Source organism: Gemmatimonadota bacterium (assembly GCA_026706845.1).
GTDB lineage: Bacteria > Latescibacterota > UBA2968 > UBA2968 > UBA2968 > VXRD01.
Map to the genome: position 1 here is coordinate 1 of JAPOXY010000049.1, position 15,312 is coordinate 15,312.

General features: G+C 50.8%; 16 protein-coding genes. 13 read left to right on the forward strand and 3 right to left on the reverse strand.

Going from position 1 to position 15,312, the window contains the following annotated elements:
• The 8 genes from OXG87_04795 to OXG87_04830 form a co-directional block, all read left to right on the forward strand.
• The coding region (locus tag OXG87_04795) for a trypsin-like peptidase domain-containing protein (protein ID MCY3868852.1) at positions 1-755 on the forward strand (755 nt) is incomplete at its 5' end.
• A 21-nt stretch (positions 756-776) separates the two neighbouring features.
• On the forward strand, positions 777-1,508 hold the full coding sequence (gene pssA / locus OXG87_04800; protein MCY3868853.1) for a CDP-diacylglycerol--serine O-phosphatidyltransferase: 732 nt from the start codon (positions 777-779) through the stop codon (positions 1,506-1,508).
• A gap of 21 nt (positions 1,509-1,529) precedes the next feature.
• On the forward strand, positions 1,530-1,808 hold the full coding sequence (locus tag OXG87_04805) for a DUF4321 domain-containing protein (GenBank protein MCY3868854.1): 279 nt from the start codon (positions 1,530-1,532) through the stop codon (positions 1,806-1,808).
• A gap of 20 nt (positions 1,809-1,828) precedes the next feature.
• Positions 1,829-2,065 (forward strand): twin-arginine translocase TatA/TatE family subunit, encoded by a 237-nt coding sequence (locus OXG87_04810; protein ID MCY3868855.1) that lies wholly within the window; start codon positions 1,829-1,831, stop codon positions 2,063-2,065.
• 96 nt (positions 2,066-2,161) lie between these two features.
• Positions 2,162-3,535 carry an Asp-tRNA(Asn)/Glu-tRNA(Gln) amidotransferase subunit GatA gene (gatA, locus tag OXG87_04815; GenBank protein MCY3868856.1) on the forward strand — a complete coding sequence of 458 codons (1,374 nt, stop codon included), beginning with the start codon at positions 2,162-2,164 and terminating at the stop codon, positions 3,533-3,535.
• The gene (gene gatB, locus OXG87_04820) at positions 3,532-4,983 is read left to right on the forward strand and encodes an Asp-tRNA(Asn)/Glu-tRNA(Gln) amidotransferase subunit GatB (GenBank protein MCY3868857.1); all 1,452 of its coding nucleotides are present in this window, start codon (positions 3,532-3,534) and stop codon (positions 4,981-4,983) included. The genes gatA and gatB overlap by 4 nt, the downstream gene beginning before the upstream one ends.
• Before the next feature lie 26 nt (positions 4,984-5,009).
• Positions 5,010-5,255 (forward strand): hypothetical protein, encoded by a 246-nt coding sequence (locus OXG87_04825; GenBank protein MCY3868858.1) that lies wholly within the window; start codon positions 5,010-5,012, stop codon positions 5,253-5,255.
• The gene (locus OXG87_04830; GenBank protein ID MCY3868859.1) at positions 5,255-5,515 is read left to right on the forward strand and encodes a type II toxin-antitoxin system RelE/ParE family toxin; all 261 of its coding nucleotides are present in this window, start codon (positions 5,255-5,257) and stop codon (positions 5,513-5,515) included. The genes OXG87_04825 and OXG87_04830 overlap by 1 nt, the downstream gene beginning before the upstream one ends.
• 15 nt (positions 5,516-5,530) lie before the next feature.
• Here the strand turns inward: OXG87_04830 and OXG87_04835 are convergent, their stop codons facing one another.
• Genes OXG87_04835 through OXG87_04845 form a run of 3 tightly spaced genes read right to left on the reverse strand, consistent with a single transcriptional unit; the run spans position 5,531 to position 10,357 of the window.
• The gene (locus OXG87_04835) at positions 5,531-7,045 is read right to left on the reverse strand and encodes an arylsulfatase (protein ID MCY3868860.1); all 1,515 of its coding nucleotides are present in this window, start codon (positions 7,043-7,045) and stop codon (positions 5,531-5,533) included.
• A gap of 14 nt (positions 7,046-7,059) precedes the next feature.
• Positions 7,060-8,418 carry a sulfatase-like hydrolase/transferase gene (locus OXG87_04840; protein MCY3868861.1) on the reverse strand — a complete coding sequence of 453 codons (1,359 nt, stop codon included), beginning with the start codon at positions 8,416-8,418 and terminating at the stop codon, positions 7,060-7,062.
• Between the two features lie 25 nt (positions 8,419-8,443).
• Positions 8,444-10,357 carry a HEAT repeat domain-containing protein gene (locus OXG87_04845; GenBank protein ID MCY3868862.1) on the reverse strand — a complete coding sequence of 638 codons (1,914 nt, stop codon included), beginning with the start codon at positions 10,355-10,357 and terminating at the stop codon, positions 8,444-8,446.
• A 134-nt stretch (positions 10,358-10,491) separates the two neighbouring features.
• Here OXG87_04845 and OXG87_04850 point away from each other — a divergent pair, with 134 nt between their 5' ends.
• The 5 genes from OXG87_04850 to OXG87_04870 form a co-directional block, all read left to right on the forward strand.
• Positions 10,492-11,172: a TIGR04282 family arsenosugar biosynthesis glycosyltransferase gene (locus OXG87_04850; GenBank protein MCY3868863.1), complete on the forward strand. Its 681-nt coding sequence runs from the start codon at positions 10,492-10,494 to the stop codon at positions 11,170-11,172.
• Between the two features lie 52 nt (positions 11,173-11,224).
• Positions 11,225-12,193 carry a substrate-binding domain-containing protein gene (locus OXG87_04855; GenBank protein MCY3868864.1) on the forward strand — a complete coding sequence of 323 codons (969 nt, stop codon included), beginning with the start codon at positions 11,225-11,227 and terminating at the stop codon, positions 12,191-12,193.
• Positions 12,194-12,201: 8 nt separating this feature from the next.
• The gene (locus OXG87_04860) at positions 12,202-13,380 is read left to right on the forward strand and encodes an ABC transporter permease (GenBank protein MCY3868865.1); all 1,179 of its coding nucleotides are present in this window, start codon (positions 12,202-12,204) and stop codon (positions 13,378-13,380) included.
• Positions 13,381-13,388: 8 nt separating this feature from the next.
• A complete protein-coding gene (locus tag OXG87_04865) occupies positions 13,389-14,171 on the forward strand; it encodes an ATP-binding cassette domain-containing protein (protein ID MCY3868866.1) in 783 nt (260 codons plus the stop codon).
• Positions 14,144-15,312, forward strand: a 1,169-nt coding sequence (locus tag OXG87_04870) for an MATE family efflux transporter (protein MCY3868867.1), incomplete at its 3' end; no start/stop codon positions are given. The genes OXG87_04865 and OXG87_04870, both read left to right, overlap by 28 nt.

Sequence of the window (15,312 nt, forward strand, 5' to 3'; positions counted from 1 at the left end):
TCTTTCCCGATGGTCGGCGCTTTGATGTTCTCGACGTTTTTATAGATCGTCAATGGGATCTCGCAGTTGTGCAGATCGATGCCGATAGTCTTTATGTTCCCGAGATTGGGACATCTGAAAGCGTTATTATTGGCGAATGGGCGATCGCGCTTGGGAACCCTTTTGGCTTGCACTTTGAAGATCTCAATCCCACCGTTACGGTTGGTGTTATTAGTGCAGTAGATCGCATTGTTCGTCCGGAGCAAAATGAACGCGCCTACAAAGGCATGATTCAAACGGATGCTTCAATTAATCCGGGCAATAGCGGCGGTCCTCTGGTGAATAGCCTCGGTCGCGTTATTGGCATTAATTCATTTATTTTTTCCCAGGGCGGGTCATTGGGCATCGGTTTTGCAGTGCCTATTGACCGCGCAATCCAGGTGGCCTGTCAGCTCATTGATCAGGGTAGTCGCGAGTTCTGGACCGGGCTGGATATTCACAACCTCAACTCGCACATTGCTCGCACCCTTGGGGTTCGTACAATTAAAGGTGCTTTGATCACTGTCGTCGATCCCCTCAGCCCGGGCGAAAGTGCCGGGTTGTTGCCCGGCGATGTGATTGTGATGGTTAATAAGAAAAATACCAGTAGTGCCGATGATGTTGTAGATGCTTTTCGATACGCGGCCGTTGGCGATATATTTAGTCTCAAAATTTTGCGTGGCGAGGACGTATTTGATACCCAACTCGTCTTAGAATCCGACCCGCGCAACGAGTAATCCCCGATTGGAGCCATGTCAATGAATGTGAATGCCAAAGCAGCCGTGCCCAGCCTGTTTACCATCAGCAGTTTGTTTTGTGGTTTTTTATCTATGTACTACGCTGTGAATGGGCGTTTTATCGGTGCAGCGCTTCTCATCGTTATTGCGGGATTTCTCGATGCGTGCGACGGAAAAGTTGCGCGATATCTCCATACGTCCAGCAACTTTGGCGTCCAATTTGACTCCATTGTCGATGTGTGCTCTTTTGGCGTGGCTCCGGCCCTGCTAATGCTGTACTATCTCGATACCTTGCTGGTCATTCGCTGGTTGCCCTTTGGCGTCTGTTTTTTGTTTCTCCTGTGTGGTGCGCTGAGACTGGCGCGTTTCAACGCACTATTAAAGGGATTTGACAAAGAAAATTTCTCCGGTCTCCCGATTCCAACGGCAGCGGGTACTCTGGCCGCATATATTCTTTTTACAGAGCGGGTGTGGCAGAGTAGCACTCATGCGCCTCATATTGCCATCGCCCTGTGCGTTGTGCTCTCATTTCTCATGATCAGCACAATTGAGTACAGTGCGTTTTCGAGGTTGTCTATAGAAACAAGACGCGGCCGCGTTCGCTTGATTTTTCTACTATGTGTTATTGTGCTCATGTTTTTTTATACCTATGAAGTATTCTTTCCCATGGCACTTGCCATTTCCCTATCTGGCCTGTTCAGATGGTTGTATTACACGATTACAGACCGCGAAGTGGCAGATGTGCGGGACTAAAACTTTTTTTAAAGCGTGATTATGAGGCGAAAAAGTCTGGGAATTCTCATTGTTGCGATCTTTATTGGCATTCTTGCCGGCAACGTGGTTGGCCAGGTCCTTGCTGTTATTTTTGATGGCCTCGGCCTGGAAAATAATGTGGCAGAAAAAGTGCTTATTGAATCTTATGTTTACGAGTTCGATCCCATTAAGATTAACCTGATCATTATGACCTTTACATTTGGCTTTTCGCTCCCTTTTAATGTGTTGAGTTTTCTCGGTATCGGGATAGCCTGGTACTACGTCAAGTATTCCTACTGAGTTATTTCTGGAGGTGTGACATGTTCGGCATGGGACCGTGGGAAATCGTATTGATTTTGGTCGTTGTTTTGCTGGTGTTTGGTGCAAAACGCATTCCCGAAATTGCCCAGTCTCTCGGCAAGGGGATTACCGAATTTAAGCGCGGCGTGAAAGACGTTCAGACCGAAATAGAAAACAACGTCAATACTGCTCCGCCTCCCGAACCACAACCCACACAACCCACACAGACAACATCGGGTACAGAAACAAAATCGTAATCTGGAGGCAGGGTGGCTGACGATTCTGTTTTTTCCGCCCAAACAGCGCGGGAGCTTGTACAGGGCATTCGCTGGGGTACGCACACAGCCGGCGAAATAACGGAAGAGATCCTCGCGCACATCCAAAATACAAATCCCGATATCAATGCCTTCATCACTATTGATGAAGAAGGCGCGCTCAAAGCTGCAGATGCTGTCGATCAAAAAGCCGCAGAGGGTCAGGCTCTTGGCCCTCTCGCAGGCATTCCGATTGCCCTGAAAGATGTATTGTGTACCAAAGGGCTGCGCACGACCTGTGCGTCAAAAATTCTCTACAATTTTATCCCACCTTATGATGCAACCGTTGTTACCCGTTTGCGTCAGGCCGATGCAATCATCCTGGGCAAACTCAATATGGATGAGTTTGCCATGGGCTCTTCCAGCGAAAATTCCCATTTTGGTGCGGTCAAAAATCCACGCGATCAAACTCGTGTAACAGGCGGGTCCAGCGGTGGCTCTGCCGCTGCTGTTGCTGCCGGTCAGGCTCTGATGACCCTGGGGTCTGACACTGGGGGGTCTGTTCGTTTGCCCGCATCTTTCTGCGGTGTGGTGGGTCTAAAACCCACTTACGGTCGGGTTTCTCGTTATGGTCTGATCGCTTATGCCTCTTCTCTCGACCAGATTGGTCCATTTGCGCGTACTGTCGAAGATGCGGCCACCCTGCTCGGCGTCATCGCCGGGCACGATCCCCGCGATTCTACCTCTGCTTCTGTACCGGTGCTCGATTACCTTTTGGCCTGCCAAAGAGGCGTTGATGGTCTCACCATTGGCTTGCCGACAGAGTTTTTCGGCGAGGGTCTGCAAGCCGACGTTCGCGATGCTGTCATGCAGGGGGTTGAAATTCTGGAAAAAAATGGCGCGTCTATTCGCGAAGTTTCGCTGCCAACTGCCGGACATCCCGCTTTTGCAATTGCCGCATATTATATTATTGCTACGGCTGAGGCATCGTCTAATTTGTCGCGTTACGATGGGGTGAAATACGGCTTCCGAGATGAGGCAGAAAACCTGATTGATATGTATGTTCAAACGCGCAGCAAGGGTTTTGGCGCAGAAGTCAAGCGTCGCATTATGCTGGGGACTTATGCGTTGAGTGCGGGGTATTACGATGCGTATTATCGCAAGGCGCAACAGGTGCGCACGCTTATTCGTCGGGATTTTGACCGCGCGTTTGAATCCTGTGATCTCCTCGCTTCGCCCGTATCGCCTACTCCGGCGTTTAAGCTGGGTGAAAAACTCGACGATCCGCTTCAGATGTATCTTTCCGATATTTATACTGTTTCTGTGAATCTCGCTGGTATTCCCGGTATTTCGGTACCTTGTGGCACATCGACTGAAGGCTTGCCCATAGGCTTGCAGTTGCTCGGTAATGCCTTTGCCGAAGAGACCATTTTGAGCGCATCTGCAGTTGTTGAAAGAGAGTTGGCGTCATGAATTACGAGTCTGTCATCGGCCTGGAAGTGCACGCCCAACTTGCGACCACTACGAAAATTTTTTGCGGATGTAGTGCCGAATTTGGCGCCGATCCCAATACCCATGTCTGTCCGGTGTGTTTGGGCTTGCCGGGTGCGCTTCCCGTGTTGAATCAGAATGTGGTTGAACTGGCGATGCGCGTTGCACTATCTGCAGGCTGCGCGATTCAACCGCGCAGCCGTTTTTTGCGGAAGAATTATTTTTATCCCGATCTGCCCAAGGGGTATCAAATCTCGCAGTTTCAATCCAATGAAGAAATGCCTCTGGCTACTGGTGGGGGTGTTGACGTGCCCACGGCTGACGGTGGTAGGAAGACCATTCGCCTTACGCGTATCCATATGGAAGAAGATGCTGGCAAGAGCATCCACCAGGAGGCTTTTGTGGCTGCAGGGGAGTCTCTCGTGGATGTCAATCGCTGTGGTGTGCCGCTTATCGAGATTGTGAGTGAGCCGGATCTTTCGACGTCGGAGGAAGTTTTTTACTATCTGACGAGTTTGCATCAATTGCTGGTGTACACGGGAGTGTCCGAAGGCGATATGGAAAAGGGACATATGCGAATTGATGCCAATGTGTCGATTCGACCCGTTGGAGAAACCCAACTCGGCACGAAGGTTGAGATCAAAAATGTCAATTCTTTTCGCAATTGCCAGCGCGCTATCGAGTCCGAGATTCAGCGGCAGATTGATTTGGTTGAGACCGGGGGTGAGATTGAGCAGGCGACGATGCTCTATGACCCCGATCGCAATATTTTGCGGGCTATGCGTACAAAAGAGGAGTCGGACGATTATCGCTATTTTCCCGATCCGGATCTGGTCCCATTGGTCGTAGATGATGCCTGGGTCGCGCGCGTTCAGAGCCAGATTCCAGAGTTGCCAGAGGACAAACGCGCGCGTTTTGCAGAGGTTTACGATATTTCCGGCGATCAGATCGATGTGCTTACCGCAGATCGAGATGTTGCGGATTATTTTGAAGCTGCGGTTGCGACGGGTGTGCAGAGCAGGCTCGCGGCCAATTGGATACAGGGCGATGTGATGCGCGTTCTGAATGACCGGAAGATCGCGATTGGCGATTTGCGCGTTTCAGCCGAATGTCTCGCGGAGTTGATTGGTTTGATCGATAAGGGCGATATTAGTACCAGTATCGCGCGAACGGTTTTTGACGATATGGTGGAGACAGGGGAGAGTCCTGCGTCTATTGTGGAGAAGAAGGGGCTTGTGCAAATCAGCGATGCGGGTGAACTCGATGGCGTGATCGATCAGATTATTGCGGATAATCCCGAGGAGGTTGAGCGGTTTAAAGGCGGCGATCAAAAGCTTATGGGGTTCTTTATGGGGCAGCTTATGAGAGCTACAAAAGGCCAGGCCAATCCCCAAAAAGCCAGTCAGTTGTTGCGGGAGAAATTGAGTTGATATAAATCGAAGAAAGGTACTGAAAAATGACTTCTTCAAATGTCTCTACAGAAGCAACAAAAGTTGCCGATTTAACAATTGATGAGTTTAGAGAACTTGTTCAGGAAGTTGTCATACAAACGCTCTCAGAAATGATGAGCGATCCGGATGAAGGGCTGGAATTGCGCGATGACTTCGTCGAAGAACTGAAGCAGTCTCTTGCTGATGTGGAAGCTGGTGGTAAAACTGTACCTGCACAGAAAGTCGCTGAGAGACTGGGGTTGACCTGGTGATGTATGAGGTAGAATTTACGTCCAATGCTGAATCCGATTTAGACCGTTTGGGTGCACCAATAGCACAGCGAGTGCTTACAAGACTGCGATGGTTAGCCGAGAATTTTGATGCGATTAGACCCGAAGGGCTTAGAGGAGATTGGAGGGGTATGTTCAAGTTGCGAGTTGGCGATTACCGCGTCCTATATACCTATAACCGGGCAAAACGAGAGATTGTTGTCCACTATGCCAAGCATCGGCGTGAAGTGTACAGAGATTAGAATTGCATCATCTCCTCAAGCCATTACCGGAGCACTCCGTCCCTCGTGCTCATATTTTTCCAACAAAGCCGTCAGTTCTGCTATCACTTCAGGATGCTCTTCATACACATTTGTGGTTTCTTCTTTGTCTGTTTCCATATCGTAGAGCTGTCCCTCAGTTTCAACTGTGCGATCAGTCTGACCCCCCGACTCCTGTCCCAACACCAGCTTCCACTTGCCCTTCCTGATTGCAAACATCCCCTGACCTGAGTGATGGACCGTCGCCTCTCGAATCGGTTTCTCAATTTCTTCGCCCAATATCAATGGCAACACATTGTAGCTGTCCTCACCCGCATCTTCGGGCAAAGTCTCGCCCAAAAGTGCCGCCACTGTCGCCAGCATGTCCGTCATGCAAATCGTCTCATCGCAAACTGTTCCCGCCGTTACCTTACCTGGCCAGCGTACCAAAAAAGGCACGCGGTGTCCGCCTTCATATATATCCGTTTTGTAACCAAAAAACTCTCCGTTGCACCGATGGCTATACGTCAAATGTTTTCTTCCGCGCACATTGTGAATCCCTTCATCGATTCTACCCAACAATTGCCGGGATGGCCAAACCTGACCATACCCATTGTCCGCCAATTCCTGCAACGCTTGCTCGGAATCGCCTGCAAGTCCGCCGTTATCACTTGAAAAGATCACCAGCGTGTTATCGAGCGCGCCGTGTTTTTCCAATTCTCCCAACAAACGCCCGACAATATCATCTAATTCTGCAACCTTATCACCTCTCAATCCCGCCTGACTTTTTCCAATCCACTTATGGGATGGCAAACACGGACGGTGGATTGCCGACGATGGAAAATACAAAAAGAAAGGATCATCCTGCCGCTCTTCAAAATGCGTATTTAGCCACGCTTTTGCTTTGCTAAGCAAAACCTGATCAATTTTCTCCGACGTATAATCCGGCGACATCAATCCCACAGGCGATTCGGTATCATACACTGGCCACTTCCGCTCATCCGGTTCCAAAACTGCGCGATCATTTTCAATAAAGCAATACGGCAGCATATTGTTTGACGCGTTCAACCCAAAAAAATAATCAAATCCGTGATCCAGTGGGCTTCCTTTTAACGGTTTAGTAAAATCAATCGCATCAATCTGATGCGGTGTCCAGACCTCCGGATCAAACGTCTCGCCATCTTTGGCCTGCCATCCCAAACCCAGATGCCATTTGCCAACCGCTGCGGTCGCATATCCATGAGACTTTAAGAGCGATGCCAGCGTCATTCGTCCTTCGTCTATCAGGGGTTTTGAAAAGTGTGGCAGTACGATCCTCTTTAACCAGGTGCGCCACGCATACCTTCCTGTCATCAATCCATATCGCGTAGGCGAACACATCGCCGAGTTGGTATGTGCATCGGTAAACCGCATCCCTTCCGCTGCTATCCGATCCAGATTTGGTGTTGGAATCTTTGACTCGGAATTATTTGCTCGTACATCACCAAACCCGAGGTCATCAGCCAGAATAAAGACGATATTGGGTTTACTCATCATGATCTCCTTTCTCAACCGCGTAGCCAGGCACCTTCTTTGAATCTCTCGTCTAACCGACGGCTAAGTTTTCTTGCGATATCTGAGTTTTCATTTGCGATATTGTTCAGCTCATCTGGATCATTTTCCAGGTCGTACAGCTCATTGATATCGTTTTGGTTTTCGATCAGTTTGTGTGTTTTCGTGCGAATCAACCTGAAATTACGAATTTGGCTGACCGATTCTGTGCGGTGATCATTCGTCTCGCCTCTCAAAACGGGTCCCAGTGACTGCGCGTCGATATTTTCCTGTGGTGGTAATCCGGCCCATTCGCAGATTGTCGCGTTGGTATCGATCAATTCTACAGGTTCTGCCGATACCCTGCCCCCCTCAATACCGGGTCCAGCCACAATAAGCGGCACGCGCAACGAAGCCTCATAGGGCACGCTTTTGCCATAAAGCCCGTGATCGCCGAGCATTTCACCGTGGTCGCTGGTGAATATAATGTACGTATTGTCCATCATTCCCCGCTTTTCAACCGCGTCTAATATTTCGCCAATTTGAGCGTCAATGAGTTCGATGTACGCACAATATTGCCGCCGCGTCTCCAGGATCTCAGCCCCGGTCAGCCCTTTTCTGCTGCTTTCAATATTTTTGGGTTTACCTTTGCCCGTTGCTGGGATCGGAGCTGGCATTTCGGCGTTGCGATATCGTTCGGCATATGCGGTCGGGGGATCAAATGGGCTGTGTGGTCCCACAAAACTCACGAATAAATGCCAGGGGAAATCGTCTGGTATGTCTTCGATCCACTGGACAGATCGCTGTCCGATGTACGTATCTGCAAATGCTTCGGTCGGCAGTACCGAATCGTGACTTGTTCTGGGACCACTTCGCGCTGAATAATCATCGACAAACGCATCGAGTAATCCTTTTTCTTTTAAAAAATGATTGTAGGGTCCCTGGGGAATTCTGCCCCTGCCAGCATGGCTTTTGCCTTCAACTTCAACGGGATGCGTAAAGCCCCACATATACGTAGCTGGTCTGTCGCCATCGCGTCCGTTGTACCCATCGGGTTTTGCCAGATCCAGTTTGCCCACGCAGCCTACGTAGTAATTGTGATCGCGTAGCCGTTGATAATAGGTTGTGGCTGTGCGTGGCAGAAAATTGTTGTTACCCAGTGCTCCCAGGCGAACGGGTTGCAGGCCGGATGCGACCGCAATGCGAGATGGCGCGCAAACCGGACAATTTGTCGTGCATTGTGTGAACTGAATGCCGCGCTCGGCCAGCCGGTCCAGATTGGGCGTTTTGACAAAATCAGCGCCCATTGATCCCAGATAATCCCATCGGTGCTGGTCGTCCATGATATAGAGAATATTCGGTCGGTCCTGAGACATAGGTTCTCCATTCTTTGATGTGTTGTCAGGGTTTATTAAATTTTGATACGGTGTCCAGACTAAGGCCTCCTCGGATGAAGGTTTCCCAGCTGTGTACGGGGAGTTCTTTCAAGATATTCAGGAGGTTTTTCCGGTTGATTTGAGGAACTTCATCCGGGCTCAATTTGACCAGGCGAATCAGCGCGTCCATGGCGAATCCGACGTCGATGACATTTTTGTCGGTTCGGATAATGTTTTTTAAGGTCTCGATTGTCGGCTCGAGTGCATTGCCGAGGATCCTGGTGCCGTGGGAACAGAGGATGACGATGGACCACAGGGCGTTTTCCCGGACGGCAGAGCGAACGGGCTTAAAGCGGTCGAGGCCAAAATCGACGCCACTGCCTTCGCAGACGTCGCAGTCGTCGGTTGGGCGAACAAATTTGATGCTTCGTTTTTGCGCTTTGTCCATGCTGGGGCGATTTTTTTCTCGGCTGAGGCTTTGTAAGAGCGCATCAATACAAGTGGGGATCAGGTCAGTGCCTTTACCAGTAGCCACTGCACGGCGTCCCAAACAGCCGAGGGTTCCCGCGGCTACAGAACGGACATAGACAGAGGAATCGTTGTGTAAGCAGGAGGTAACTGCGTCGAGTACATCCTTTGTGAGATGGCTGGCATCGCCCAGGCCATAGACACCTGCTTTGCGAATCCATTTGATAGGCGATCGAGTTGCTTCGATGAGTGTGTCTGTCGCATCTGGTCCCACGGCGATCAGGCCGTATGTGGCTGCGCGTCGCACATTTTCGCGGTCGGTGTAGAGCGCGCGTCCGAGAATTTTGGTGGCCAATGCCGGGTCGCCAATTGAGGCGAGTTTGTAAGCAGCCCCAATTCGGGCGGGTTCAGCTTCGTCGTATTTGGCGTGGAGTTGTTCGAAAAGGGCTTTGGCTTCGCGCTCTTTTTCTTTTTGCGAAGCAGATTTTGATTCGGGACGCGGTGGCGGTGCCTGGCCGGTTTTGATCCAGTGATGATGATAGCGCCACACTTCGGTGGCATCGTCTGGTGCCTCAGAGAGGTTGACGCGGGTGATGGGGTCGATGCCGAGGTCGTTCATTGGCACAACGGTTGTTGTCCCGTTGGGTGATGGATCGGTAGTGCGATAGAGCCAGAAGCGCCACATAAAGCGCGGGTTGTCGTCCCAGGTGCGCCAGTCATCGCGCCGGTGGTTGCCCCTGTGGAAGGTGTTGTGCGAGTAGATGATCACGCTGCCTGCGCGGAGTGGTCCTGCTTCAAAGGGGAGTACGAGAGGCCATTGTGTGTCGGTGACGGCATCGCGCATGCGAATGTCATGGGCGGTGCGCTGGTTGACGATGTCTTCGATATCGTATTTGGATTGGGGCCCGCTGACGTGTTCGCTTTGCATGTCGAAGAAGTAGGCAAAATCGAGGTGGTCTGCGCCCGCAAAGTTGTCGTGGTTTTCTTCGTGGTTAAAGGTCCAATATTGTGAGTAGGGGATGGTTGCTGTGGGCCCCATTTCTGCTGTGACATCTTGAGGATAATACAGCATTTCCAGTTGGACGGCCTGATGGTGGCGCTGTTTTCGGCCGTTGTATGGGCCGTTGTCGTCTTTGTGCCAGTGTTGATCTCTGGGGCCACTGGTAAAGACTGCGTTGTGGGTAAAGGGGACGATGGCCCAATTTTTACCTGCGAGCTGGTCACAGGCTGAGACGAGGCCGGGTGCGTTGAGGACTTCGAGTACGTCGGGGATGATGCCCGTTGTGACGCGTTTTTTCTCTTTTTTAGCCTTTTTTTCGAAGTCGTAAACGCGTTTGTGGACTTCGGCGGGGATGCCCAGGTCTTCGGGGGAAAGGATGACTATGCCCCGGCTTGCAAAATCTGTGACCAGACGGTCGGGTGTGGTATATGTGAGGGGGGTAAAATCAGATGTTCGGGTGCGGGAACTCATGTTTCAGGTTCTCCTTTGGGATTGAGAGGGCGACTCAATAAGTTGATTTTTAGAGCATTTTCCGGTACTATGTCCATTGGTTTTGTTATGATACAAAAATTTAAGGTTTGCGTAAACAGCGTATCAACTCTTATATGACATCTCTAATCGTTTTTGTCAAAAATCCACTTCCCGGAGCGGTTAAGACCCGGTTGCAGACGCGCTATGCACCCGATCAGGTTGCAGCCCTTTACACCGCGTTTGTGCGCGATGTGCTGGCGCGGGGTGAAAGTATTGATGTCGATAGACGGGTGATTGCTTTTGATCCGCCCGATGCAGAGTCCGAGGTTCGCGCGCTTTTTGGTGGGGGGGTGAAGGCTCAATGGCAGTTCGTTCCCCAGGTGCAGGATGACCTTGGTGTTCGCATGCGAGAAGCTCTTGTTCAAGAACTCGATGCAGGTGCATCAGCAGCCGTTCTCATTGGTACGGATATCCCTTCTCTGCCAGCCCACCATATTACGCAGGCATTCGATCTGCTGCACACAAAGGATGTTGTTTTAGGTCCGAGTACAGATGGTGGATACTATCTCGTTGGTGTTTCAAAATCGACGCCGGAAATTTTCGAGGATGTGGCATGGAGTACGCCCAGTGTTTTGTCGCAGACTATTGACCGCGTTCAGCGCGCGGGGAATACGCTCGGTCTCGTTCCCCCCTGGTTTGATGTCGATACCCCCGATGAACTCGATTTTCTTCTCGCCCATGCGCGCGCTACAATACTCGCTACGGGCATAGATCCCTTACCGTACACGCATGCCTGTTTGTCGAACTTGACTTGATCTTTTTGGGCGCGTATCTTGCGAAGTCATCATTTCGAGATAGGAGTTCTCAATGGTTATTCGCTATATTCTCGCGCTTTTTTTTGCTTTCTCTTGTCTGCATCCCGCAATTGCTCAGGAACGCTACAAATTTGCTTTTGTCACGCATGGCGGACCTGGAAATCCATTCTGGAATGTGGTGATTAAGGGTATGGAAGATGCGGCCAAACGCTATGATGTGGATGTGCAATGGTTGAGCAATCCCACATTTTCAATTGCGGATATGCCCAATTTTCTCGATGACGCTATTGCAAATAAGGTCAATGGCATTGGCATTACGTGTCCGGATCCCGAAGCTATTCGGGAGAGCGTTGTGCGCGCACACGCGGCGGGTATTCCCATTATTGTGCTCAATACGGCGGATCCCAATGCGGGGGGAGATAATGCACTGCCCACGCAATTTTATGTGGGTGCCAGCGAGTATCTCGGCGGTCAATCCAATGCCAAAGCCATTCTCGCCGAGGCGGAAAAACGCGGGATCGCGGTTCAGCGCGCGGTATGTCCTATCCAGGAACTCGGGCACAGTGGTCTCGAAGCGCGATTTGCCGGATTCTCGAGTATTTTTGAAGAGAGAGGCATTGTCGTTGACGGTTTGACCATATCTAATGATGTCGAGCAGTCTGCGGGCTTGTTGCGCGACTATTTTCTCGGGCATCCCGAGACCAATGCCATCGCTACCCTGGGACCGCTGCCAGCCGATGCTTTTTATCTTTTTCTTGAGGAAGAGGGAAAAAAAGTTGGCGAAATTTTGCATGTTACCCACGATACGAGTACGTCCATATTTGAGCATATTCGGAGGGGATATACGGTTCAGGCTGTCGATCAACAGCCCTATTTGCAGGGTTATCTGACTGTTTCTTTTTTGTATTTGAATAATGCCTATGGTCTTACTCTCGCACAGGATGTGCTCACAGGCCCGTTCGCCATTAATGCAACAAATGTTGACCGCATTGACAGATTAGTGACCGCAGGTTATAGATAGGATTTCTATTGAAGCCTTATGACGCCATTCGCACCCGCCTTGCGCGCTCTCCAGAAGCTGGCGCCGCAGCGGGTTTTTCCGTTATATTTTTGATCTTTGCATTCGCCACGCCAGATACATTTCTTTCCCATAGCGCGATATCATCCATTCTCAATAGTCAGGCCGTTCCGGGCATCCTCGCGATAGGTATTACGCTTTTGATGATTTCTGGAGAGTTTGATCTTTCAGTTGGTTCTATTCTGGGGGTGTCTTCTCTCGCATTTCTCTATGCGACCGTAAATGGTGTACCTGTTTTACTCGCGGCAGGAATTGGATTAATTGCCGGCTGTTTGCTCGGTCTGATCAATGGGTTGCTTCTCATATCGACGGGTATTCCTTCCTTTATTATTACGTTGGGGACGATGCTCGCGTATCGCGCCATTCCCCTTACGGTTATTTCCGGCGGGCGCATTATTCGATATGCCGATTATTCGCGCGAGTCTCCAGTTCTCGAAGTGCCCGGTTTCGTGGTTTTTATTTTGACGCTCGCGTTTTTTTTTCTCGTTCTGTGGACGGCTAGGGATATCTGGCGGGCGAGAAATCAGTCCATAAAGTCCAAAATCCTGGTTGCTGTTGCGCTTCTTTTTGTCGCTTATCTCGCCATTGAGGCACTTATACCCCATCCTTTGATGCCGGTTAAAATTGATTTTTTTTACGCGCTCAACGGACGTATTGAACCGGGGAACTACCGCACTGGCATTCTGTGGTGGATAGGGCTGACCGCGGCTTTTGCGATTGTTTTGAGTCAATCTCGTTTTGGCAACGCTGTTTTTGCTACGGGTGGCAATGCCCAGGCGGCGCGTTTGCAGGGTATTCGTATCGATCGCGTGCGCGTGACCAATTTTGTCATTTCGGGATTTCTCGCCGCACTCGCGGGTATTATTCAGGTCGCACGCCTCAAGAGCGTCGATCCATTGCGCGGTACGGGGCTGGAACTCGAGGTTATCGCCGCGGTTGTCATTGGTGGTACGCTGCTTACAGGGGGTTATGGCAGTTTGATCGGTTCGGCTATTGGTACTGCGCTGACCGGTATGTTGCGCACGGGGCTTGTTCTTATGCAGGTTCCCTCCAATGCGTTTCGGGGTGCTATTGGCGCTATTATGATTGCGGCTGTTGTGATTAACAATTTTGTGCGTAAAGAACGCTGAGGATACATGTGGCTTTGCTCGAACTCAAAAATATCGGTCGCCGCTTTGGGCATATTGTCGCCCTGAAAGGCGTTGATTTCACGCTTGAGGACGGTGAAGTTCTCGCGCTTTTAGGCGATAATGGGGCGGGTAAATCTACGCTGATTAAGGTGATTACGGGTGTTTATCCGCCGAGCGAAGGCGATATGTATTTTGGGGATGAAGTCATTCGATTCGATTCGCCACAGGATGCTCGAGATCTGGGGATTGAGACCGTTTATCAGGACCTCGCGCTTGTGCCGAGTATGAGCATTGCGCGCAATTTTTATCTGGGGCGAGAACTCGTCAAGCGGGTCGGTCCGTTTGCGCTTTTCGATCAGGCGGCGATGGATGCAGGTGCGGCCGCAGCGCTGGGTGAGATAGGTATTCACATTCGCAATGCGAGCGAATCCGTTGCCCGTCTTTCCGGTGGCGAGCGACAATCGATTGCCATAGCCCGCGCCCTTCACTTTGGATCCCGCGTGCTCATTCTCGATGAGCCGACTTCTGCTCTTTCTGTTGGCGAAACGCGCAAGGTGCTCGGCTATATTGCGGCTGCTAAAGAAAAAGGTATAGGTGTTATTTTTATTACGCATAATATTACCCACGTGTTTGAGGTTGCTGACCGGGCAACTATTCTCAGCCACGGCGAAAAGGTCGGCGATTTTTCGATCTGTGATGTCACGCAGGACGATGTCGCGGCTATGGTGATGGGACAGGGTATTCCCGAACATCTTTTAATTTCATGTCCAAACCACTCGAAACGACAATAGAATCCACCGAGCGCAAAGTCGATCTTTCGCTGACCGGGAAGATCCTCGGGATGACCTTGCCCGTTGCTGCGGGAGGCCAGATCGAGAGTGTTGTACTCATGGTTCAACTCATTTTTATCGGGACGCTCGGTCCTGCCGCCCTTTCTGCAGTGGGTATTGCTCAGGTGTTTACGCGCGTTCTTTTTACGGCGATGATGTCCATTTCGAGAGGCGCGCTGACGATGGTCGCACAGGCGATTGGCGCGGATTCTATGCGCGAAGCCAGTGCATCGGCGAAGCAGGCGTTTTCCCTGCTTTTTTTCTTTAGTATCGCTTTTGGTCTGGGCAGTTTGGCTCTTTCGCCTTTTTTGATTCCGATGATGACCTCGGATCCGAAGGTAGCAGCTATGGGTACGCCGTATTTACAGGTTTTCTTTTTAGGCGTTCCTTTTATGACGCTAAATCGCGCGATTGCGAGTTGCTTTCAGGGTGCTGGGGATACGCGCACGCCTTTCTTTTTGAGTTTGATCAGTAGTAGTATTCAAATTGTGATGTGTTATCTCCTAATCTTTGGTCACTGGGGTTTGCCGGCATTGGGCGTTGTGGGGGCTGCTGTGGGCGGTCTTTTGGGGCGCAGTGCGGCAACCCTGATTGGGCTTGGGTGTCTTTATAGCGGGCGTTTTGCGCTCACTCTTTTGCCCGATACGTCCTACCGGTTTAACTGGGATGTTGCGCGCCGCATTCTCAAAATTGGCGTGCCTTCTGGTCTGCAAGGCATTTTGCGCAATGGCTCAGGTGTGGTTTATCTCAAACTCATTGCCATGTCCACATTATCTACAACTGCGGTTGCGGCGTATGCGATTGGGAGTCAATTGGAACATATTTTGCGGCGAACCGGGCTGTCTTTTGGTACGGTTTCAACGGCTATGGTAGGGCAGCATTTGGGGGCGAAAGATCCCGCGGGTGCAGAGCGCCACGGTTGGACTATTCTCTTTATTTCAGTTGTGACCAATATCGCCTTGTCGCTACCCGCCGTGGTGTTTGCTGGACTTTTCATGTCGATATTTACCGATGCACAAGAGGTGATCAGCACAGGTGTCATTTACCGCCCTTCCGACGTGGGAGTGGTCTTTCGGCGGCAGCAGGCCGAGTCGCAGCTCCT

What these genes read in the sequence shown, in the direction of transcription:
- OXG87_04805 (MCY3868854.1), top strand. Translation starts at nt 1,530, where the DNA reads ATGAGGCGAAAAAGTCTGGGAATTCTCATTGTTGCGATCTTTATTGGC.
- OXG87_04825 (MCY3868858.1), top strand. Translation starts at nt 5,010, where the DNA reads ATGACTTCTTCAAATGTCTCTACAGAAGCAACAAAAGTTGCCGATTTA.
- gatB (MCY3868857.1), top strand. Translation starts at nt 3,532, where the DNA reads ATGAATTACGAGTCTGTCATCGGCCTGGAAGTGCACGCCCAACTTGCG.
- OXG87_04810 (MCY3868855.1), top strand. Translation starts at nt 1,829, where the DNA reads ATGTTCGGCATGGGACCGTGGGAAATCGTATTGATTTTGGTCGTTGTT.
- OXG87_04830 (MCY3868859.1), top strand. Translation starts at nt 5,255, where the DNA reads ATGTATGAGGTAGAATTTACGTCCAATGCTGAATCCGATTTAGACCGT.
- OXG87_04855 (MCY3868864.1), top strand. Translation starts at nt 11,225, where the DNA reads ATGGTTATTCGCTATATTCTCGCGCTTTTTTTTGCTTTCTCTTGTCTG.
- OXG87_04845 (MCY3868862.1), bottom strand. Translation starts at nt 10,357, where the DNA reads ATGAGTTCCCGCACCCGAACATCTGATTTTACCCCCCTCACATATACC.
- OXG87_04840 (MCY3868861.1), bottom strand. Translation starts at nt 8,418, where the DNA reads ATGTCTCAGGACCGACCGAATATTCTCTATATCATGGACGACCAGCAC.
- OXG87_04850 (MCY3868863.1), top strand. Translation starts at nt 10,492, where the DNA reads ATGACATCTCTAATCGTTTTTGTCAAAAATCCACTTCCCGGAGCGGTT.
- OXG87_04835 (MCY3868860.1), bottom strand. Translation starts at nt 7,045, where the DNA reads ATGAGTAAACCCAATATCGTCTTTATTCTGGCTGATGACCTCGGGTTT.
- pssA (MCY3868853.1), top strand. Translation starts at nt 777, where the DNA reads ATGAATGTGAATGCCAAAGCAGCCGTGCCCAGCCTGTTTACCATCAGC.